This window comes from Bradyrhizobium rifense, assembly GCF_008123425.1.
In the GTDB taxonomy this organism is placed as follows: domain Bacteria; phylum Pseudomonadota; class Alphaproteobacteria; order Rhizobiales; family Xanthobacteraceae; genus Bradyrhizobium; species Bradyrhizobium rifense.
The window spans coordinates 1-20,262 of the sequence record NZ_VSSS01000063.1; the positions used below are offsets into that span (position 1 = coordinate 1).

Sequence of the window (20,262 nt, forward strand, 5' to 3'; positions counted from 1 at the left end):
GTTTTCACACAGCCAGGGTCAGGCTCCCTTGCCGAAGCGGCCCGGGGTGTCTACCTCTCGCGGGTGATTTCGTGAGAGGTTCCCATGTTGGATGCCGCCGTCAAGGCGCTGTCGCAAATGATATCGCCGCCGATGCGTTCGATCCTGTGGCGGTCGATCGGGCTTGCGCTGGTGCTGATCGTCGTGCTGGCGATCGGGTTGCAGCGACTGCTGAGCTGGTTCGCCACCTATGGCGAGGTCTGGCTGGAGGGCCTGCTCGGGCCGAGCTGGCACTCGTCGCTGGAGGTGCTGTCCTGGATCATCTCGATTGCGGCCGGTTTCGGCGTCGTGTTCGGCAGTGTCTTTCTGATGCCGGCGATCACCTCGCTGGTGGCGAGCTTCTTCGTCGACGATGTCGCCGATATCGTCGAACGCGAATATTATCCGGCCGAGCGACCGGGCACGGCGCTGCCGTTCAACCAGGCCATCTTCGAGGGCATCAAGACCGCGCTGCTGACGATCCTGGTCTATCTGATCGCGCTGCCGTTCGTGTTCCTGGCCGGCGCCGGTTTCCTGATCTTCTTCCTCGCCGCCGCATGGCTGTTGGGCCGCGAATATTTCGAGCTCGCCGCGATGCGCTTCCGCTCGCCCGAGGACGCCAAGGCGATGCGGCGCGACAATGCCGCGACCATCTTCACCGCGGGCCTCTTCATCGCGGCCTTCGTCTCGATTCCGATCGTCAACCTGGCGACGCCGATCTTCGGCATGGCCTTCATGGTCCACATGCACAAGCGGCTGTCCGGACCGCGGCCCGAGCTGATCGAGCCGGCGCGGCAGATGCGGTGACCTTCATCAGGTCACCGGCACTCCGCATTTGCGCAAGAGCATCTTGGCGAAGCCGAATGGCGCCGGGGTGAACGGGCCCGGCGGGGCGCGGGTGATCAGCGCGATGAAGCCGAGTGCGACCATCGCCAGCCAGAAGCACAGCCAGAAGCCATCGATATAGGCGAGCACATTGGCCTCGCGCTGGACGAAGCCCGCGAGCGTTCCGACCGCCCGCGCTTGCGCCGAGCCCGTGCCGTGGGCCGCGAAGTGATCTGCAAGCTGCTTGAGCGCGCGCACCACGTTGACGTCGCCGACCTCCAGGTTCTGGCCGAGATAGAAGGAATGGACCTGCTCGCGGACGCGCAGCCACGTCCCCATCAGCGCCACGCCGATCTCGGCGCCGCCGAGCCGCATGATCTGGATATAGGCGGCAAAGGCCGTGGCCCGGCTGGGGTCGGAGTTCGACACCGCCAGGATGATGATCGGCAACAGCGTCGTCGATTGGCCGACCGCTTGCAGCAGCACGATGCCGATAAAATCCTCGCGCGCCCAGTCATGGGTGAGCTGGGTGCCCCAGAGATTGGCGGCGGCAAAGCAGGCAAATCCCAGCACCACCACAAGGCGCGGATCGAAATGCCGGAGCAGCCAGATCGAGATCGGCACCAGCACGAACATCGGCAGCGCGCCATAGGTGAGCAGCAGCAGCCCGCTCTGCTCCGGCCTGAGCAGGATGACATTGCCGAGGAAATTCGGCACCAGCGTCGAGTTGGAGAGCGACGTCAGGGTGTAGAGTAGGATCACGACCAGCGACAGCCCGACATTGCGCGAGAACAGGACGTTCACATGCGCCCAGGGTTGGCGGGCCAGCACCTCGTTGATGACGAAGGCCACGAACAGGACACCACCGCCAACCAGCAGCGCCATCACCGTGCCGGAGCCGAGCCAGTCCAGCCGATTGCCCTGGTCGAGGCCGGCATAGATCATTGAGACTGATGCCCCGAGCAGCAGCATACCGCCCCAATCGGCCTCGCGCAGCAACGCGCGATTGACCGGGTCGTTAGGGGTACCGAGATAGACCATCAGGCCCATCAAGGGCGCTATCACGACGCTCTGCCAGTACACCCACTGCCAGTTGAGATGATCGACATAGAAGCCGACCAGCGAGCTCGATGTATCGAGCGCGAAGCCGACGCGGATCGAATAGAGCGCGATCGCCGGCAGCCACCAGCGGATCGGCAGATTGCGGAACACGATCATCAGGGTCGCCGGCACAAAGGTGCCGAGCAGCAGGCCATGCACGACGCTGAGGATCATCAGCGTCGGATAGTCGCGTACGAAGGGAATGATGAGCGAGACGGCAGCATAGACCAGGCTCGGGATGCCGAGCACACGCCGCAGGCCGAATACGGTCGCAAGCCACGCCACCGCCGGCGCGATGAAGATCTGCGAGCCGATGCCCGCGGTGGAGAGCCAGGCCCCCTCATCGAAGCTGAGCGAGAATGCGCCGCGCAGATCGGGCAGGCCGACGGTGGTCAGGCGGCTGTCGAAATTGGCGAGGAACGAGCCGAGCAGCACCGCCGCCACGGCGAACAGCGGCTGTGGCGCGACGCCGCCGCGCGAGACCGGCCCGCGGCTGGCGTCGTCATTTTCCGCCATTCGCGCCCGCGGTGTTGATGTTGGTGACGACAGACATGCCCGGCACGAGACGGTCTAACAGCGGCTGGTTGTCGTCGAACTGGATGCGCACGGGAATGCGCTGCACGACCTTGGTGAAGTTGCCGGTGGCATTGTCAGGCGGCAGCAGCGCGACCTGCGCACCGGTCGCCGGCGCGATGCGCTCGACCTTGCCGCGGAGCTTCTCGCGCGGAAAACTGTCAACGGTGATCTCGACCGGCTGCCCGGGCACGACGTGCGTGAGCTGGGTCTCCTTGTAGTTCGCGATCACATAGACCTTTGGCAGCGGCACCACGTTGATGAGGTTGGTGCCGATGTTGACGTAATCGCCGGGCTGCACCTGGCGCTCGCCGACCACTCCGTCGAACGGCGCCGTGATTTTGGTGTAGCCGAGCTTGAGCTTGACGCTCGCCAGCGTCGCCTTGGTGGCATCGAGATCGGCGGCGCGCTGCTTCTTGGTGCCTTGCAGCACCTCGAGCTGATGCTGCTGGGCCGCGATCACGGCGCGGCTGGCGCGCACGTCGGCCTGCGCCTTGGCAAGACCCGCGACCGCCTGCTCAAGCCGCTGCCGCGTGCCAGCTTCGGTCTGCGTCAGCGATTGCTGGCGCTCCTGCTCCTGCTTGGCCTCGACCTCAAGAGCTTCCGCCGATAGGCGCGCGGCCTCGGCCTGCGCGATGGTTGCATATTGCAGCTCGATCTGGTTGGCGAGATTGTCGAGCACGGCTTGCGCGGCGGCAACGGCGGCCTCGGACTGCGCGACCTGGGCCTCGTAATCGGCAGGATCGATCTGGATCAGGAGATCGCCGGCCTTGACGCGCTGGAAGTCGGTCACGGCGACGGTCAGCACTTCGCCGGAGACGCGGCTCGCCAGCCGCGTCAGCTCGGCGCGGACATAGGCATCATTGGTGGTCTGGATCACCGCGTTGCCGACCCACTCGTCGAACCGCAGCGTCGCCAGCGCGACGAAGGCGAGCGCGACGATGACGGCAAACAGCGGGATCGCGAGCCGGCTCCAAAGCGAACTCGCCGGCGGCTGCGTCGGCTTGGATTGCATCGCCGGCGCGGCCGGCTGAGGCGACGGAGCTTGTTCCTGCTGACTCACGACATGACCTCAAAACCGACTTGCTTCACATCGTTCCGGAACGACGACGAATACTGCCATCACACCGTCTTCTCCGACCACCGGCAGAGATCATTGATCAGGCAAACCTCGCAGCGCGGCTTGCGCGCGAGGCAAGTATAGCGGCCATGCAGGATCAGCCAATGATGGGCATGCAGCATGAATTCGGCCGGGATCACCTTTTCGAGACCAAGCTCGACCTCGAGCGGCGTCTTGCCGGGCGCAAGCCCGGTGCGGTTGCCGACGCGGAAAACATGCGTGTCGACCGCCATAGTGTGCTCGCCGAAGGCCATGTTGAGCACGACGTTGGCGGTCTTGCGTCCCGCGCCCGGCAGCGACTCGATCTCGGCGCGCGTGCGCGGCACCTCGCCGCCGAAATCGCTGAGCACCTTGGCCGACAGCGCGATCACGTTCTTGGCCTTGGTGCGGTAGAGGCCGATGGTCTTGATGTATTCGCGCAGGCGTTCTTCGCCGAGATCGAGCATCTTCTGCGGCGTGTCGGCGATCTCGAACAATGCGCGTGTCGCCTTGTTGACGCCGGCATCGGTCGCCTGCGCCGACAGCACCACGGCAACCAGCAGCGTGAACGGATTGACGTGCTCGAGCTCGCCTTTCGGCTCGGGATTGGCCGCGCGGAAGCGGCTGAAGACCTCGCGAACCTCCGCCGGCGTCCAGGGTTTTGGCGCTTTAAGCGATTTCTTCGCGGGCGCCGATTTCTTGGCGGAAGGCTTGGGCTTCGCGACGGCCGCCTTTGCCTTTTTCTTCGGCACAGCCGCTTTGGGCGGGGCCGGCTTGCGGGTGATTTTCGCCATGATCAGGATATACTGAGGGACGATGAGCACAGGCAACGAAATTGAGCGCCAAGATCTTGAAGGTCATGCCGAGCAGCAGATCTTCTCCGCGCTGCTGACGCCGCATCGCTCGCTGAACCGCACCGGCTTTCTCGCCGTAATGCTGTTCCTGAGCGTCGTCAGCTTCGTCACCGGCATTGTCTTCCTGATGAAGGGCGCCTGGCCGGTGTTCGGCTTTTTCGGCCTCGACGTCCTGGTGATCTGGTGGGCCTTCAAGGCCAATTTCCGCAGCGCGCGGGCGCGCGAGGAGATCACGGTCACGACGACAGAACTGCGCGTGCGGCGGATCAGCCACCGCGGCCAGGTCGCCGAATGGACCTTCAATCCACTCTGGGTCCGCCTCGACAGGGAAGTCGACGAGGATTTTGGCATCGAGCATCTCTACCTGATCTCGCGGGGCCACCAGATCCAGATCGCCCGCTTTTTGGGGCCGGATGAAAAGGCAAGCTTTTACAAAGGCTTGATTGAGGCACTCAACGCCGCCAAGCGCGGCCCGACCTACAACCCGGTGACCTGACGGGCAGTCGGGAATCGGGTGGTTTCCCACCCGTGCCGCGCCTACATTTCCGGTCATGATGACACTCGCCATACACGACCAGCGCCTGACCAAGCCAGGCCCCCAGAACGCCGCGCTGCGCGATTATGATTCCGTGCGTCGGGCGATCGCGTTCATCTCGGAGAACTGGCGCGCGCAGCCGACCATCGAGGCGATGGCGGATGCGGCCGGCGTCACGCCCGATGAGCTGCACCATCTGTTCCGCCGCTGGGCCTCGATCACGCCGAAGGCCTTTATGCAGGCGCTCACCCTCGACCACGCCAAGGGGTTGCTGCGGGACTCCGCGAGCATCCTCGACGCGGCGCTCGATTCAGGTCTCTCGGGGCCGGGGCGGCTGCACGATCTCTTCGTCACCCATGAAGCGATGTCGCCCGGCGAATGGAAGAACGGCGGCGCGGGCCTGACCTTGCGCTACGGCTTCCACCCCTCGCCATTCGGCACGGCGATCGTGATCGCGACCGATCGCGGTTTGTCGGGACTTGCCTTCGCCGATCCCGGTGAAGAGAAGGCAGCGCTTGCCGACATGACGCGGCGCTGGCGGAACGCAACTTACATCGAGGATCATGACGGCACCGCGCCGCTCGCTCAACGCATCTTCGATACAAAACTGTGGCGGCCGGATCAGCCGCTGCGCGTGGTGATGATCGGCACCGATTTCGAGGTGCGGGTGTGGGAGACGCTGTTGAAGATCCCGATGGGGCGCGCGGTGTCCTATTCCGACATCGCCTGCAACATTGACAACCCGAAGGCCTCGCGCGCCGTGGGCGCGGCGATCGGCAGGAATCCGGTCTCCTTCGTCGTGCCTTGCCACCGCGCGCTCGGCAAGAGCGGCACGCTCACCGGCTATCACTGGGGCATCACCCGCAAGCAGGCGATGCTGGGCTGGGAAGCCGGGCAAGTCGCGCAGTAATCGCCGCGCACGTCGATGCCTCCCGATTGCGGCTTCGACCGCCGGCGGATCACGATCGCTCGGGGATGACCGGCAAGACCACGTGCGACGGGCGATCGCGGTCCAGATAGATGCTGTTGCGAGCCACTCGGCGCGAGAGGCCCTTGCCCTCGGGCGCGCCGGTGTTCGGGTTGACGTCGAAGTGAGGAAAGTTGCTCGACGAGACATCGAGCCGGATGCGGTGCCCGCGCTTGAAGAGATTGGCGGTTGGGAAAGCCTCGACCGTCACTGCAACGGGTTCGCCCGGGTGAAGCAGCTCGGGCTTCTCCCAGGAATTGCGATAGCGCAGCCGCAGGATGCCGTCGGTCAGATTCATGGCGAAGCCCTGCGGATAATCGTCTGACGCCGGATAGACGTCGATCAGCTTGATGGTGATGTCGGTATCGGGCTGGTCGGACGAAACCCAGAGATGAGCCACGATCGACCCGGTGACTTCGATGTCTCGATCGAGCACCGGCGTCTCGAAGACCAGCACGTCGGGGCGTGCGGCAAGCGGAAGATAGGGCTCGTGCGAGCCGAAGAAGCGCGGCCCCTCGGTCTGGTCAAACGCCCCGCCGACCATCACGGGAGCGCCCGAAGTCACCGTGCCACCGATCGTCGGCACCGGATGCGCTGGATCGAAATCGAAGGTCAGCGGCTCGGCCGCGGCCGCAGGCGGCTCCGGCGCCAGCCGGCCGTTCTCATGCAGATGGTAGGGCGTATTGCGCGCGTCCGGGATAGGCCAGTCCTTTTCGGCGCGCCAACGCCCGCCGTGGTCGAGCCGGCCTGCAGCGTTGCGGCGGCCGGAGCCGCCTCCCATCACGAAAATCCGCACCGGCGGCTCTTCGGCCACACCGTTGGGCTCGCCTTTCAGCCAGGCGTCGAACCAGCGCAATCTCAGGCTCAGATAGTCCTGCGCCAGGTTGCGGTCGAGCGTGGCGGCGGGCCCGAAATCGACGTCGCCTGCATAGGTCAGCGAGCGGTCGCCGTGTGTCCAGGGGCCAAGGATCAACCTGACCGGGCCCTTCTTGCGGGCCTTGAGACCCACGTAATTTTCGGTCGCCGTGCGCGGATAGGGATCGTACCAGGCCGACATGTGCACCATCGGCGCGTCGCTGAACTGGTCGTAATAGCCCGCCGCGTGAATGCCGATCTGTTTCCAGTAATCGTCGAAATTGCCGTGTTCCCACTGATCGTAGACGTAGTTTTCGTATTCGGGAGCGGGCGTCAGCGGAGAATGGCCGCGCTTCCAGGGCATGCGCGCGAACCAGCCCTTCAGGTCGATCGCTTTCATTTCGGCGCGCCGGACCGGATTGTTCTGAACCGCTGGGCTGACGATTCCGTTGTTGAAGCCCCAGGTCACCTGCTTCAGCTCGAAGGCTCCGCCCTGGCGAATCCCGCCCTGGTAGGAATTGGAGAAGCCGCCGCAGTCGAGAAACATCGCAGCAATGCCTGGCGGGTTGGTGCAGCCGAGCGCGCCCTGGGTATGAGCCGCGTAGGATAGCCCCATGGTGCCAATCTTGCCGTTGCACCATTGCTGGGCCACGATCCATTTGCAGCAATCGTAGCCGTCGTTTCCATCGCTCAAATATTTGACGAACTCGCCTTCAGAATCATAGCGCCCGCGGCAGTCCTGATAGATCACGACATAGCCGGTCCTCGCAAAGAACGCCGCGACCTCGGCACGCGACTTCGGCTTCGGCTCCGCGACGGATAATTCGGATCGACTGACGATATTGCGGCCGTAGGGGGTCCGCTCGAGAATGACCGGAAACGGGCCCGGCAGCGCCTTCCCGTTCAGCGCGGGGCGGTAGACATCGGTGGCAAGCTTGATGCCGTCGCGCATCGGCACCATGATTTTGGCCTCGAGGATCACCTCGTAGGACTGGGCCGCCTTTCCGGCACCGGCGACCGACATCAAACCAAGGCCGATGCCGAGCTTGGCGGCTTCACGTCGGGAGATTCCGCTCCGTGCCGAACCGTCCATGGAAGCCCGCCCTTTCTGCGCCGCTCCGCACCAGCTCCCGAACGACTACGACGCCAGATCCAGCTTCGACGCCACCGTCGAATCCGCATTGAGGCGGTAGATGATCGGCACGCCGGTGGCGAGCTCGCGCTTCAGGATGCCTTCGGGCGACAGCTTCTCCAGCACCATGATCAGCGCGCGCAGCGAGTTGCCGTGGGCGGCAACAAGCGTGCGCTTGCCGTTGAGCACGCCGGGCAGAATCTCCTGAACGTAATACGGCAGCGCCCGGGCGAGCGTGTCCTTCAGGCTTTCGCCGCCGGGCGGCGGCACGTCATAGGAGCGTCGCCAGATCAGCACCTGGTCCTCGCCCCACTTCTTGCGCGCGTCGTCCTTGTTGAGGCCGGAGAGATCGCCGTAGTCGCGCTCGTTCAGCGCGAGGTCCTTCGAGGTCGGCAGGCCCTTCTGGCCGAGCTCGCCGAGAATGAGATCGAGCGTGTGCTGCGCGCGCGTGAGCACCGAGGTGTAGGCGACGTCGAACACCAGGCCTTGTGCCTTCAGCTTGCGGCCGGCTTCCGAAGCTTCCTTCACGCCGAGCTCGGTGAGGTCAGGATCCTTCCAGCCGGTGAACAGGTTCTTCAGATTCCATTCGCTTTGGCCGTGCCGCACCAGCACGAGAAGACGTTCGCTCATTGACTGTTTTCCGTTGCTTGCTTTGATCAGATGTCTGCGAGGCCGAGCACATCGGCCATCGAATAGTGTCCCGGCTTCTTGCCATGCGCCCACAGCGCCGCCTTCAGCGCGCCGTGCGCGAACAGCATGCGGTCCTCGGCGAGATGCGACAGCGTGAGGCGTTCGAACGGGCCGAGGAAGGTCACGCTATGCTCGCCGGCGACGGTGCCGCCGCGCAAGGAGGCAAAGCCGATCGCGCCCGGCTTGCGCGCACCTGTGATGCCGTCACGGCCGCGCTCCGCATTGTCCTCAAGCGAGATGCCGCGGCCGGCCGCGGCCGCCTGGCCCAGCATCAGCGCAGTGCCGGACGGCGCATCGATCTTCATGCGGTGATGGGCTTCGACGATCTCGATGTCAAAATTCTCGTCGAGCGCCTTGGCGACGCGCTTGACCACTGCGGCAAGCAGATTGACGCCCAGGCTCATATTGCCCGATTGCACGACGATGGCGCGATTGGTGACGCTCTTGATCACGGCGTTGTCGGAGGCCGACAGGCCAGTGGTGCCGACGACGTGCACGATGCCGCGCTCGGCCGCGATCGCGACATTGGCGATGGTCGCGGCCGGCACGGTGAAATCGAGGATGCCGTCGGCCTCTTTCGACATCGCCCAGAGGTCCGCGGACAGCTTGATGCCATTGGCCGGCAGGCCTGCGAGCACGCCGGCATCCTTGCCGAGCAGCTCCGAGCCCGGCGCCTCCAGGGCGCCAGCCAGCACCGCGCCTTTGCTGTCGGCAATCGCCCGCGTCAGGGCGCGGCCCATCCGACCGCCGGCTCCAGCAACAATCAAGCGCATGTCTGACATGGTGTGATCCTCTCAGCGCCGTTGTAGCGGCGGGATGCAGTTCCGGCAACCGAGGGGGATTTAGCCGCATGCACGCTGCCACCCTCCCCTGGAGGGCAGGGGAGGGTAAGAGAGAGATCGCGCCTCAACCGTCCGACGGCTGCGGGCCGTCATAGCCCTCGATGATGATGAGGTCGGCGATCGCGTGCGGCTGGCGCACCTTGATGTTGGCCTGGTATTCCGGCGAATTGTAGCAGGCGATCGCGGTCTCGTAGTCCGGGAATTCGATCACGACGTTGCGGGTGCGGCTGGCGCCTTCGACGGTGGCGAACTTGCCGGCGCGGACGGCGAAGCGGCCGCCCCATTTCTTGAAGATCGGACCGTTGGCGACGGCGTAGGGCTTATAGCCCTCGTCATTGCTCACATCGACGCGTCCGATCCAGTAGCCTTTTGCCATTGTTCTTCTCCCTTGTTTTTGATGGTTAGCCGAGTGCTTGTGCGATCTCGGCGTGGATGGCTTCAGCTGTTGCCCTGGGATCAGCAGCCTCGATCACAGGTCGCGCAACGACGAGGTAGTCGGCACCCGCAGCGATTGCGCGCCCAGGGGTCATGATGCGTTTCTGATCGCCAACGGCCGAGCCGGCTGGCCGGATGCCTGGGGTGACGAGGCTCGTCTGGTGGCCCACGATCTTGCGCAGATTGCCGACCTCCTCTGGCGCGCAGACGATGCCGCCGACGCCGAGCGCCTGCGCCTGCGCCGCGCGCGCTTCGACCAGTTCGGAAACATGGAGCCGATAGCCGGCTGCATGCAGATCGTCGTCGTTGTAGGAGGTCAGCACCGTGACGGCGAGAATTTTCAAGCCGGAGCCTGCGCAACCTTCGACCGCCGCCTTCATGGTCTGCGGATAGGCATGCACGGTCAGAAAGGTAGCGCCGAGCTTGTTGATACTTTGAACACCCTGCATCACGGTGTTGCCGATGTCGTGCAGTTTCAGATCGAGAAAGACTTTCTTGCCCTTGTCTGCGAGCTTGCCGACCAGCGGCAACCCGCCGGCATAGGCAAGCCGGTAGCCGATCTTGTAGAACGTAACGCTGTCGCCAAGCCGATCGACCATCGCTTCCGCTGCGTCCAGATTTGGCAGATCGAGGCCTACGATCAGGCGGTCCTTTGGGGCGATTTCGGCTTGCGTCATGTTACCTCACATCATGCGTTGGGAGATGTCGATCAACTGCCGCACCAGCTCCTTCAGCCCGTCGCTATCGGCCTGGGTCTTGAGCCTGTCCATATCGTCATAGGCCTGGTCGGCAAAGGCGAGCGTGAATTGGCTGGCGATCACATTGGCGTGGCAGGAGGTCAGGATCAGCCGCAACGCCTGCAGCGCGCGAGCGGCGCCGAGCCGGCTCTGCGAAGCGCCGGCAAGCGCGAAGGCGCGGTTGCGGAAGACGTCGCCGCGCGCCTCGTGCGGATCCTGCACGCGGCTGACCCAGTCGATCGCATTCTTCAACAGCGGTGGCACCGAGGCATTGTATTCGGGCGAGACGATCAGCACGCCATGATGCGCGCCGATCATGCGCTTGAGATTGATCGCGTGCTTGGGCACGCCGGACTTAGCCTGGAGATCGCCATCGTAGATCGGCAGCGGAAAATCGGCGAGCGAGATGCGGGTAATGTCGACGCCGGCCTGGGCGAATTCATACGCGGCGACCGCCGCCAGCTTCACGTTGTGCGAGCCGGTGCGCAGCGAGCCGGGAATGACCAGGATTTTCGGGGCTGACATCCAATCCAATACGTTCGGCGAAACGAGCCCGCCGCGCATCAGAGGAAGCCGGCGGGAATTAGTCCCTGCGATACACCCAGACGCGGGCCGGCGGAAGGTTCATCCAGATCCGTTCCGAGGCCTCTGTGGACACGCCGGGCAGCGATTTCGGGATCGGCGGCACCACCGCATAGGTGAATTGGACGAAGGGTGCGCCGGGCGCGAGCGCCGTGAAGGCGTCGCGAATAAGCCGCAGCCGCGTCAGCATCGGTTTTGTGACCAGAGGCAGGCCGGAGACGACGGCGCTAGCCGGCGCGCTCAGCACGTTCCAGAGCGTGTCGCGCAGGCGATACGCATCGCCCTGCACCACCTTGGCCTGCGGATAGCGGTCGCGCAAAAGCGCGCAGAAGCCGGGATTGTATTCGACGAGGACGAGGCGCTTCTGGTCGACGCCGCGCTCGACCAGCGCCGAGGTGATGGCGCCGGTACCGGGTCCGAGCTCGACCACCGGAGCGTCCGAATTGATGTCGACGTAATGAGCCATGGTCCGGGCCAGCAGCTTGCCCGACGGCATCACCGCGCCCATGTGGAGGGGCTTTTCGATCCACGACCTTAGAAAGCGCACCTCGTCATCAAGACGGGGCTTCTTCAACGCACGCGCGGACGACGGCAATGGCATGTCTGGACCGGACGGGACGAGACCGCGTGACCGCGGCTGTCAGAAAATGGTCATAAACAGGTATAGGCCGAAGGCGGTACGGTCAAGACGGCTCAATTCGCCCGATTACCGAAGAAATCCTTGACCTTGGTGAAGAAGCCCTCGGATTCCGGCTGGGTGTTGCCGGAGGAGAGCTTTTCGAACTCGGCCAGCAATTCCTGCTGCTTCTTGGTGAGGTTCTGCGGGGTCTCGACCACGACCTGGACGTACATGTCGCCCATCTGGCGCGAGCGCAGCACCGGCATGCCCTTTGATGCAATGCGGAAACGGCGAGCGGACTGGGTTCCGGCCGGCACTTTCACCTTGGCCTTGTTCTTGTCGATGGTCGGCACCTCGAACTCGCCGCCGAGCGCCGCGGTCACCATCGAGATCGGCACGCGACAATGCAGATCGGCGCCATCGCGCTGGAAGAACTGGTGCTGGGCCAGCGACAGGAAGATGTAGAGATCGCCGGGCGGGCCGCCGCGGACGCCAGCCTCGCCTTCGCCGGCGAGCCTGATCCGGGTGCCATCCTCGACGCCCTGGGGGATGTTGACCGACAGCGAGCGCTCGCGGGTGACGCGGCCCTGGCCCGCGCAGGACGGGCAGGCGTCCTCGATCATCTGGCCGCGGCCCTGGCAGCCGTGGCAGGTGCGCTCGAGGGTGAAGAAGCCCTGCGACTGCCGCACGCGGCCGGCGCCGCCGCAGGTCGAGCAGGTCTTGGGCTTGGTGCCGGCCTTGGCGCCGATGCCCGAGCAGGCCTCGCAGGTCACCGAGACCGGGATCTCGATCTGCGCGGTCTTGCCGCCAAAGGCTTCCTCGAGGGTGATTTCCATGTTGTAGCGCAGATCGGCGCCACGCTCGCGGCCGCCGCGGCCACGCTGTCCGGCCATGCCGAACAGGTCTTCGAATATGTCGGAGAAGGAGGAGGCGAAGCCCGCGCCGAAGCCGGCGCCGCCGCCAGGACCGCCCTGCTCGAAGGCGGCGTGACCGAAGCGGTCATAGGCCGCGCGCTTGTCCTTGTCTTTCAGGACCTCGTAGGCCTCGTTGATTTCCTTGAACTTGATCTCGCTGGTGTCATCCCCCGGATTGCGGTCGGGATGGAACTTCATCGCAAGCTTGCGGAAGGACGATTTCAGGACGGAATCGTCGGCAGAGCGTTCGACTTCGAGGGTTTCGTAGTAGCAGCGCTTGGCGGACGTGGACATGTTCAACTCGGTCTATCCAATCGCGATTCAAGTCGGAGCGAAACAACGTCGCCACGCAACGATATAGGCAGCCTTCCGCCCAGTGGCAGAGGGCTGCATGGCAACGTTGAGCATAGCGGCTGGGAATTGATCGATCGTAACGGGACCGACTTCAAAAGAGTCTTGCTCAAAGGAGTCCTGGCCCGCCGAGCCCGACACGACGGCCTTCCCCTTGAGAGGGGAGGCCAGTGCAGCGTGTGGGGTCCAAGCCGTCCGCATCATACCCTCTCGGGCTTATGCAGACTTCTTGTTGTTCTTGTCGTCGTCGACCTCGGTGAATTCCGCGTCGACGACGTCGTCCTTGGCCGCATCCCTCTTGGCGTCGGCCTCGGCCTGCTGCGTGTACATGGCCTCACCGAGCTTCATCGAAGCCTGGGCCAGCGTGTTGGTCTTGGTCTTGATCGCCTCGGCATCGTCGCCCTTCAGCGCTTCCTTGAGGTCGCTGACGGCATCCTCGATGGCGCGGCGCTCGGTCTCGCCGACCTTCGAACCGTGCTCGGCCAGTGCCTTCTCGGTGGAGTGCACCAGCGCGTCGGCGTGGTTCTTGGCGTCGACCGCCTCGCGGCGCTGCTTGTCGGCCGCGGCATTGGCCTCGGCGTCCTTGACCATCTTGTCGATGTCGGCTTCCGACAGGCCGCCGGAGGCCTGAATGCGGATCTGCTGTTCCTTCGCGGTCGCCTTGTCCTTGGCCGAGACGTTGACGATACCGTTGGCGTCGATGTCGAAGGTCACCTCGATCTGCGGCATGCCGCGCGGAGCCGGCGGAATACCCATCAGGTCGAACTGGCCGAGCATCTTGTTGTCGGCCGCCATTTCACGCTCGCCCTGGAAGACGCGGATGGTGACCGCGTTCTGGTTGTCCTCAGCGGTCGAGAACACCTGGCTCTTCTTGGTCGGGATCGTGGTGTTGCGGTCGATGATGCGGGTGAACACGCCACCCAGCGTCTCGATGCCCAGCGACAGCGGGGTCACGTCGAGCAGCAGCACGTCCTTGACGTCGCCCTGGAGCACGCCGGCCTGGATCGCGGCACCGATCGCCACGACCTCGTCCGGGTTGACGCCCTTGTGCGGCTCCTTGCCGAACAGCTGCTTCACGACTTCCTGGACCTTCGGCATGCGCGACATGCCGCCGACCAGAACGACTTCACCGATCTCACCGGCAGTGAGGCCGGCGTCCTTGATCGCCTTGCGGCAGGGCTCGACGGTCTTCTGGACGAGGTCGTCGACCAGCGCTTCGAACTTGGCGCGGGTGAGCTTCATCGTCAGATGCTTCGGGCCGGTCTGGTCCGCGGTGATGAAGGGCAGGTTGATCTCGGTCTGCGTCGTCGACGACAGCTCGATCTTTGCCTTTTCAGCGGCTTCCTTCAGGCGCTGCAACGCGAGCTTGTCGTTGCGCAGGTTGATGCCCTGCTCCTTCTGGAACTCGTCGGCGAGGTAGCCGACCAGGCGCATGTCAAAGTCTTCGCCGCCGAGGAAGGTGTCGCCGTTGGTCGACTTCACCTCGAACACGCCGTCGCCGATTTCGAGAATGGAAATATCGAACGTGCCGCCGCCGAGATCGTACACGGCGATCGTACCTGTCTTGGTCTTGTCCAGACCATAGGCCAGCGCAGCCGCGGTCGGCTCGTTGATGATGCGCAGCACTTCAAGACCCGCGATCTTGCCGGCGTCCTTGGTGGCCTGGCGCTGGGCGTCGTTGAAGTAGGCGGGAACGGTGATGACCGCCTGGTCGACCTTCTGGCCGAGATGGGCTTCCGCGGTCTCCTTCATCTTCTGCAAGATGAACGCCGAGACCTGCGAGGGCGAGTAGGTCTGGCCGTCGGCCTCGACCCAGGCGTCGCCGTTGGAAGCCTTCACGATCTTGTACGGAACGAGCTTCTTGTCCTTCTCGACCATCGGGTCGTCGTAGCGGCGGCCAATGAGGCGCTTCACTGCGAAGAACGTACGCTCTGGATTGGTCACGGCCTGGCGCTTGGCAGGCTGGCCGACGAGGCGCTCACCGTCGTCCGTCACGGCGACGATCGAAGGCGTCGTGCGCATGCCTTCGGAATTCTCGATAACTTTGGCGTTCTTGCCATCCATTACGGCGACGCACGAATTCGTGGTGCCGAGGTCGATCCCAATGACCTTTCCCATGGTCCTGATATCCTTGTTTTTGCGGCAGGTTGGCTGGGCCCAGAAGGCACCCGAACCGAAACCCCCTAAGATCAAACATTCGCGATATTGCGATGGTTGACGCTCATATAGGAGGGGGGGAGGGGCCCGCAAGGACCGAACGCAAGTTTCGGCCGTGAAAACATTGGGTTTTGGAAGATCATATCCGGGCATCACCGCCCTTGCGGGTGAGGAAATATTAACAGGTTCGGTGATCTGCCAGCCCCCGCCGCGCTGATCAGCCCGGCCCTGTTGCCGGCGGGCCAAACCCGCTAAAAGGCCGACCTGCCGGACAGCCTCGTCATGGGGCTGCTTCGCGCGACAAAGCGGCCCGGTGGCCGACCATCGAACGGCCTCAATGTGAACCAATCAGAGTGCCCATGAAGCTGACCCGCCCCCTCGCCGCGCTCGCCCTCCTCGTTGCCACGGCATTTCCGGCGCTCGCCGCCGACGCCGTCTACCCGCCCGGCTTGCGCCTCGGCATGGTGCCGCTGGTCGGGCTGAGCACGGCAAAAACCTTTCCGGGCTTCGAGAGTGAGGACGGCAGCGTCAAGGTGCTGATCACCGAGCTGCCGCCGGCAGCCTATGGCGAGGTCGTGGGCGCCTTCAACGCCAATCCGGCCGGCACCAACGGCGTCAAGCCGGACAAGATCGAAACACCAGCGGGCCTTGCCTATTTCACCACCGAGAGCGGCAAAGCCGGCACGACCCTGGTGAAGCGCTATTCGATGATCGTGCCGGGCACCGGCTTCTCCGGCTATGTCGCGGTGCAAATCCCCGAGAACGCGTCGAAGATCTATACCGACGAGGCGGTGCGGCAGATGTTTGCGACCGCCACCACCCGCAAGGAGGTGTCGGCCGACGAGCAGCTCGGGCTGATGCCGTTCAAGATCGCCGATCTCGCCGGCTTCAAGGACATCCGTACGCTGGTGCCGGGCTCGAGCCTCATCCTGGCCGACGGCAACGAGAGTTCAGGCTATGAATCGAAGCCGTTCATGATCCTCGGCCTGATCGGCTCGACCCCGCAGCAGGCCGACGACCGCGCCCGCTTCGCCCAGGAAGCCGCGCTCCAGATCCCCGGCGTGCGCGAGTCCCGCGTCACCATGTCCGAGCCGATCCGCATCAACGGCCAGCCTGGCTTTGAGACCCGGATCGACGGCGTCAGCGGCAAGGACAAGACGCCGGTGACGGTGGTCCAGTGGATCCGCTTCGGCGGCGGCACCTCGTTGCGCATCATCGCCAGCGCTCCGCGCGATCAGTGGCCGGATGCCTTCACCCGCTTCCGCGCCGTGCGCGACGGTATCCAGCCGAAGGGCTAGATTTCTGGCGCTAAAATCCTGGGGCTGACAGCCCAGGCGCTCACCAGCGCTGGCTGCATTTTCGGGCTTTTGTTCGTACACGAACGGAATTAGGCTTCCCTCCATTGGATCAACCTTTGAGGGGAGGCGGACGATGCTGGATCGACGACAAATCTTGGCGGCGCTGGGGACCACGGCGCTCGCGAGCCTTGCTCCCACCGCACTTTTCGCAGCAGCCACGATCAAGCCGGATGACACCTCCGCGCTGCTCGTGATCGACGTGCAAAACTGCTTCCTGCCGGGCGGCAGCCTCGCGGTGAAGGAAGGCGAGCAGGTCGTGCCCGTCATCAACAAGATGGCGAAAGCGTTCTCGAACGTGGTGATGACGCAGGACTGGCACACGCCCGGCCACGTCTCGTTCGCGTCAGTGCACTCCGGCAAGAAGCCGTTCGAAACCATCGACCTGCCCTACGGCAAGCAGGTGCTGTGGCCCGACCATTGCGTGCAGGGCACCGACGGCGCCTCGCTGTCGAAGGATCTTTCGATCCCGCAGGCCGAGCTCATCATCCGCAAGGGTTTTCACAAGGACGTCGACAGCTATTCGGCGTTCCTCGAAGCCGACGGCAAGACCTCGACCGGACTTGCCGGCTATCTGAAGGGCCGCAAGATCAAGCGCGTGTTCGTTGCGGGTCTCGCAACCGATTTCTGCGTCGCCTGGACCGCGCTCGATGCGCGCAAGGCGGGCTTTGAGGTCTATGTCGTGGAAGACGCCTGCCGCGGCATCGACAATCAGGGCTCGCTGGCGAAGGCCTGGGCTGACATGGCCAAGGCCGGCGTGAAGCGGATTCAGTCTGCGGATATCGCGGTCAGCGCGTAAGCGCCGCGAAAACTGCGCGCCCCTCATCCTGAGGAGCGCGCTTCTAAGCGCGCGTCTCGAAGGATGAAAGGCCCGGATGCTAGAGCCGGGCCTTCATGGTTCGAGACGGCGCTTCGCGCCTCCTCACCATGAGGGTGAGAGCTTAATTCGCTTCGTTGCTGTTCGCGGCCGGAGCGGGCTTCGCGCCACCCTTGGCGACGCCGACCAGCGCCGGGCGCAACACGCGGTCGCCGATGGTGTAGCCGGCCTGCATGACCTGCACGACGGTGCCTGCGGGCACCGACGCATCCGGAACCTCGTACATCGCCTGCTGGAAGTTCGGATCGAACTTCTGGCCCTGCGGGTCGAACTTCTTCACGCCGTGCTTTTCCAGCGCGTTGAGCAGCGAGCGCTCAGTGAGCTCGACGCCCTCGATCAAAGCGGTCATGCCGGGATCGGCCGCAGCGCGGGTCTCGGCCGGAATGGCATCGAGCGCACGCTGGAGATTGTCGGCGATGTCGAGCACGTCGCGGGCAAAGCCGGTGACGCCGTAGAGCTTGGCGTCGGCGACCTCCTTGGCGGTGCGCTTGCGCAGATTTTCCATCTCGGCCAGCGTCCGCAGCATGCGGTCACGCGCCTCGGCGACTTCCTTCTGCAGCAATTCCACCGAACCCGGCTCGGGATCGTCGGGCATGATGTAGGGTTTCGACACAACGGGCTCGCCGGTCGCAGCGGTCGTGTCTTCGGGTTGCCGGTCTCGATCGGTCATCGGCTCTCTTTTCGAACTGGCCTTACGGGATTTTGCTGGCCCGGATATCGTGCTTCGGGCGCCGAAAATCAAGCGCCCGTGATCGGCTCAAATGCCGGTCAGCCCCCCAAGAGGCGGCTGACGATGCGGGCGGCGTAGTCCACGGTCGGGATCACACGGGCATAATTCAGCCGCGTCGGCCCGATCACGCCCAAAACGCCGACGATATGGCCGGCGGCGTCCCGGTAGGGTGAGATGATGGTGGAGGAGCCGGACAGGGAAAACAGCTTGTTCTCCGAACCGATGAAGATTCTCACACCCTCGGCGGTCTCGGCGCGGCCGAGCAGATCGACCACGCCGCGCTTGGTTTCAAGGTCATCAAACAGCAGCCGGACCCGCTCGAGGTCCTCTAGCGCGTGCAAATCCTCCAGCAGATTGGCGTGGCCTCGGACGATCAGCTGACGATTTTCATTCTCGCCGCCGGACCAACTGGCGATGCCGGCTGCGATTACCTTCTGGGTGAGCTGGTCAAGCTCGGCACGGGCTTCGCCCAGTGCGGTTTCCAGCTCGAGCCGGGCCTCGGCCAGTGTCCGACCGCGAATCCGCGCATTGAGGAAATTGCCGGCCTCCGTCAGCGCCGAGGACGGAACTCCGGGCGGAAGGGTCAACACACGGTTTTCGACCTGACCGTCCTCGCCGACCAGGATCACGAGCGCCTTCTCGGGTTCCAGCCGGACGAATTCGATATGTTTCAGGCGCGAATTGGATTTTGGCGTCAGCACCACCGCGGCGGCGCGAGTGAGGCCGGACAGCCGCGTCAACGCTTCCGACAGCGCCGCCTCGACCGATTGGGCGTGGCCGACCGAAGTCAGCTGGCTTTGGATCGACTGCCGTTCAGCGTCAGTGAGGTCGCCAACCTGCATCAAGGCATCGACAAAGAAGCGCAGGCCGAGTTCCGTCGGCAGCCTTCCGGCGGAGGTGTGCGGAGCATAGATCAGGCCGAGCTGTTCCAGATCGGCCATGACGTTGCGGACCGAGGCCGGCGACAGCGGCATCGCGATCAGACGTGAGATGTTGCGCGAGCCGACCGGCTCGCCGGTCGCGAGATAGCTTTCGACAATTTGACGAAAGATGTCGCGGGAACGCTCGTTGAGCTGGGCGAGGCCTGCGCGCGGCGCGATCAGATGGATCGGATCGTGATGGGCCACAGACGGTCACTCCTCTCGGCTGCACATAACTTGTCCATCCGGACGGCCCATGACAAGCGGGGTTTTGCGGTTCTCTGGGGACTGAAAAGCCTTGCTGCTCACCCTCAGCCCCCCTACAAGCACCGCGAATAGCCCTTACCCTGCGAGTTTTGGAGGATTTCCCATGCGGCCCAGCCGCCGTGCGCCCGACGAATTGCGCCCCGTGACGCTTGAGCGTGGCGTGGTCAAATATGCGGAGGGCTCCTGCCTCGTGAAATTCGGCGACACCCATGTGCTGGTCACCGCCACGCTGGAAGACCGCCTGCCGCCGTGGCTGAAGGGCCAGGGCCGCGGCTGGGTCACCGCCGAATACGGTATGCTGCCGCGCGCGACCTCCGAACGCACCCGCCGCGAAGCTGCCGCCGGCAAGCAGAGCGGCCGCACCGTCGAGATTCAGCGCCTGATCGGGCGTTCGTTGCGCACCATCGTCGATCTCGAAGCGCTCGGTGAGCGCCAGATCACGGTCGATTGCGACGTGCTCCAGGCCGACGGCGGCACCCGCACCGCCTCGATCACCGGTGCCTGGGTCGCGCTCGCCGACTGCATCAACTGGATGAAGACGCGCAACATGATCAAGGCCAACGTGATGCGCGACAACGTCGCCGCGATCTCCTGCGGCATTTATCAGGGCAAGCCGGTGCTGGATCTCGACTATGCCGAGGATTCGGAAGCCGAGACCGACGCCAATTTCGTCATGACCGGCGATGGCCGCATCATTGAGGTGCAGGGCACCGCGGAACGCGAGCCGTTCACGCAGGACGAGTTCCTCGCGCTGATCGCCCTGGCGCAAAAAGGTATCGCGCGTCTGGTGGACTTGCAGAAACTCGCCGTCGCGTAGTCAATAGGCC

General features: G+C 64.4%; 20 protein-coding genes. 6 read left to right on the forward strand and 14 right to left on the reverse strand.

Going from position 1 to position 20,262, the window contains the following annotated elements:
- The first annotated feature begins 84 nt into the window (after nt 1-84).
- The gene (locus FXB40_RS36965; RefSeq protein WP_148777213.1) at nt 85-825 is read left to right on the forward strand and encodes a sulfate transporter family protein; all 741 of its coding nucleotides are present in this window, start codon (nt 85-87) and stop codon (nt 823-825) included.
- Nucleotides 826-831: 6 nt separating this feature from the next.
- Here FXB40_RS36965 and FXB40_RS36970 read toward each other — a convergent pair whose 3' ends face one another.
- From FXB40_RS36970 to nth, 3 genes are read right to left on the reverse strand one after another with little or no spacing between them, the layout of a single operon-like run.
- Nucleotides 832-2,460, reverse strand: coding sequence for an MFS transporter (locus FXB40_RS36970; RefSeq protein WP_148777214.1), 1,629 nt, complete (start codon nt 2,458-2,460; stop codon nt 832-834).
- Nucleotides 2,447-3,580: an HlyD family secretion protein gene (locus FXB40_RS36975; protein WP_148777215.1), complete on the reverse strand. Its 1,134-nt coding sequence runs from the start codon at nt 3,578-3,580 to the stop codon at nt 2,447-2,449. Before FXB40_RS36975 ends, FXB40_RS36970 begins: the two co-directional genes overlap by 14 nt.
- A gap of 59 nt (nt 3,581-3,639) precedes the next feature.
- Nucleotides 3,640-4,410, reverse strand: a complete 771-nt coding sequence (gene nth, locus FXB40_RS36980; protein WP_187437408.1) for an endonuclease III — start codon at nt 4,408-4,410, stop codon at nt 3,640-3,642.
- Nucleotides 4,411-4,432: 22 nt separating this feature from the next.
- Between nth and FXB40_RS36985 the strand changes: the two genes are divergently transcribed.
- Nucleotides 4,433-4,966, forward strand: a complete 534-nt coding sequence (locus tag FXB40_RS36985; protein WP_148777216.1) for a DUF2244 domain-containing protein — start codon at nt 4,433-4,435, stop codon at nt 4,964-4,966.
- 55 nt (nt 4,967-5,021) lie between these two features.
- On the forward strand, nt 5,022-5,915 hold the full coding sequence (locus tag FXB40_RS36990) for a methylated-DNA--[protein]-cysteine S-methyltransferase (RefSeq protein ID WP_148777217.1): 894 nt from the start codon (nt 5,022-5,024) through the stop codon (nt 5,913-5,915).
- Nucleotides 5,916-5,964: 49 nt separating this feature from the next.
- Here FXB40_RS36990 and FXB40_RS36995 read toward each other — a convergent pair whose 3' ends face one another.
- From FXB40_RS36995 to dnaK, 9 genes are all read right to left on the reverse strand, one after another.
- Entirely contained in the window at nt 5,965-7,920 is a 1,956-nt protein-coding gene (locus tag FXB40_RS36995) for a CocE/NonD family hydrolase (RefSeq protein ID WP_246208221.1), read from the reverse strand.
- Nucleotides 7,921-7,965: 45 nt separating this feature from the next.
- Nucleotides 7,966-8,589: a 2,3-bisphosphoglycerate-dependent phosphoglycerate mutase gene (locus FXB40_RS37000; protein ID WP_148777218.1), complete on the reverse strand. Its 624-nt coding sequence runs from the start codon at nt 8,587-8,589 to the stop codon at nt 7,966-7,968.
- Nucleotides 8,590-8,615: 26 nt separating this feature from the next.
- A complete protein-coding gene (gene dapB / locus FXB40_RS37005) occupies nt 8,616-9,431 on the reverse strand; it encodes a 4-hydroxy-tetrahydrodipicolinate reductase (protein WP_148777219.1) in 816 nt (271 codons plus the stop codon).
- A gap of 124 nt (nt 9,432-9,555) precedes the next feature.
- Nucleotides 9,556-9,867 carry a DUF1330 domain-containing protein gene (locus tag FXB40_RS37010; protein ID WP_148777220.1) on the reverse strand — a complete coding sequence of 104 codons (312 nt, stop codon included), beginning with the start codon at nt 9,865-9,867 and terminating at the stop codon, nt 9,556-9,558.
- Between the two features lie 25 nt (nt 9,868-9,892).
- Entirely contained in the window at nt 9,893-10,603 is a 711-nt protein-coding gene (gene pyrF / locus FXB40_RS37015; RefSeq protein ID WP_148777221.1) for an orotidine-5'-phosphate decarboxylase, read from the reverse strand.
- 6 nt (nt 10,604-10,609) lie between these two features.
- Nucleotides 10,610-11,188: an NADPH-dependent FMN reductase gene (locus FXB40_RS37020; protein ID WP_148777222.1), complete on the reverse strand. Its 579-nt coding sequence runs from the start codon at nt 11,186-11,188 to the stop codon at nt 10,610-10,612.
- 58 nt (nt 11,189-11,246) lie between these two features.
- Entirely contained in the window at nt 11,247-11,846 is a 600-nt protein-coding gene (locus FXB40_RS37025) for a class I SAM-dependent methyltransferase (RefSeq protein ID WP_148777223.1), read from the reverse strand.
- Between the two features lie 92 nt (nt 11,847-11,938).
- A complete protein-coding gene (gene dnaJ, locus FXB40_RS37030) occupies nt 11,939-13,072 on the reverse strand; it encodes a molecular chaperone DnaJ (RefSeq protein ID WP_148777224.1) in 1,134 nt (377 codons plus the stop codon).
- Between the two features lie 273 nt (nt 13,073-13,345).
- Entirely contained in the window at nt 13,346-15,247 is a 1,902-nt protein-coding gene (gene dnaK, locus FXB40_RS37040; protein ID WP_148777226.1) for a molecular chaperone DnaK, read from the reverse strand.
- Between the two features lie 398 nt (nt 15,248-15,645).
- On the opposite strand from dnaK, the gene FXB40_RS37045 reads away from it, so the two are divergent.
- A complete protein-coding gene (locus FXB40_RS37045; RefSeq protein ID WP_187437409.1) occupies nt 15,646-16,584 on the forward strand; it encodes a hypothetical protein in 939 nt (312 codons plus the stop codon).
- A 133-nt stretch (nt 16,585-16,717) separates the two neighbouring features.
- A complete protein-coding gene (gene pncA / locus FXB40_RS37050; RefSeq protein ID WP_148777228.1) occupies nt 16,718-17,440 on the forward strand; it encodes a bifunctional nicotinamidase/pyrazinamidase in 723 nt (240 codons plus the stop codon).
- 142 nt (nt 17,441-17,582) lie between these two features.
- Here the strand turns inward: pncA and grpE are convergent, their stop codons facing one another.
- Nucleotides 17,583-18,188, reverse strand: a complete 606-nt coding sequence (grpE, locus tag FXB40_RS37055) for a nucleotide exchange factor GrpE (protein ID WP_148777229.1) — start codon at nt 18,186-18,188, stop codon at nt 17,583-17,585.
- A gap of 98 nt (nt 18,189-18,286) precedes the next feature.
- Nucleotides 18,287-19,375, reverse strand: a complete 1,089-nt coding sequence (gene hrcA, locus FXB40_RS37060; RefSeq protein ID WP_148777230.1) for a heat-inducible transcriptional repressor HrcA — start codon at nt 19,373-19,375, stop codon at nt 18,287-18,289.
- A 163-nt stretch (nt 19,376-19,538) separates the two neighbouring features.
- On the opposite strand from hrcA, the gene rph reads away from it, so the two are divergent.
- Nucleotides 19,539-20,252 carry a ribonuclease PH gene (gene rph, locus FXB40_RS37065; protein ID WP_148777231.1) on the forward strand — a complete coding sequence of 238 codons (714 nt, stop codon included), beginning with the start codon at nt 19,539-19,541 and terminating at the stop codon, nt 20,250-20,252.
- Nucleotides 20,253-20,262 lie beyond the last annotated feature (10 nt).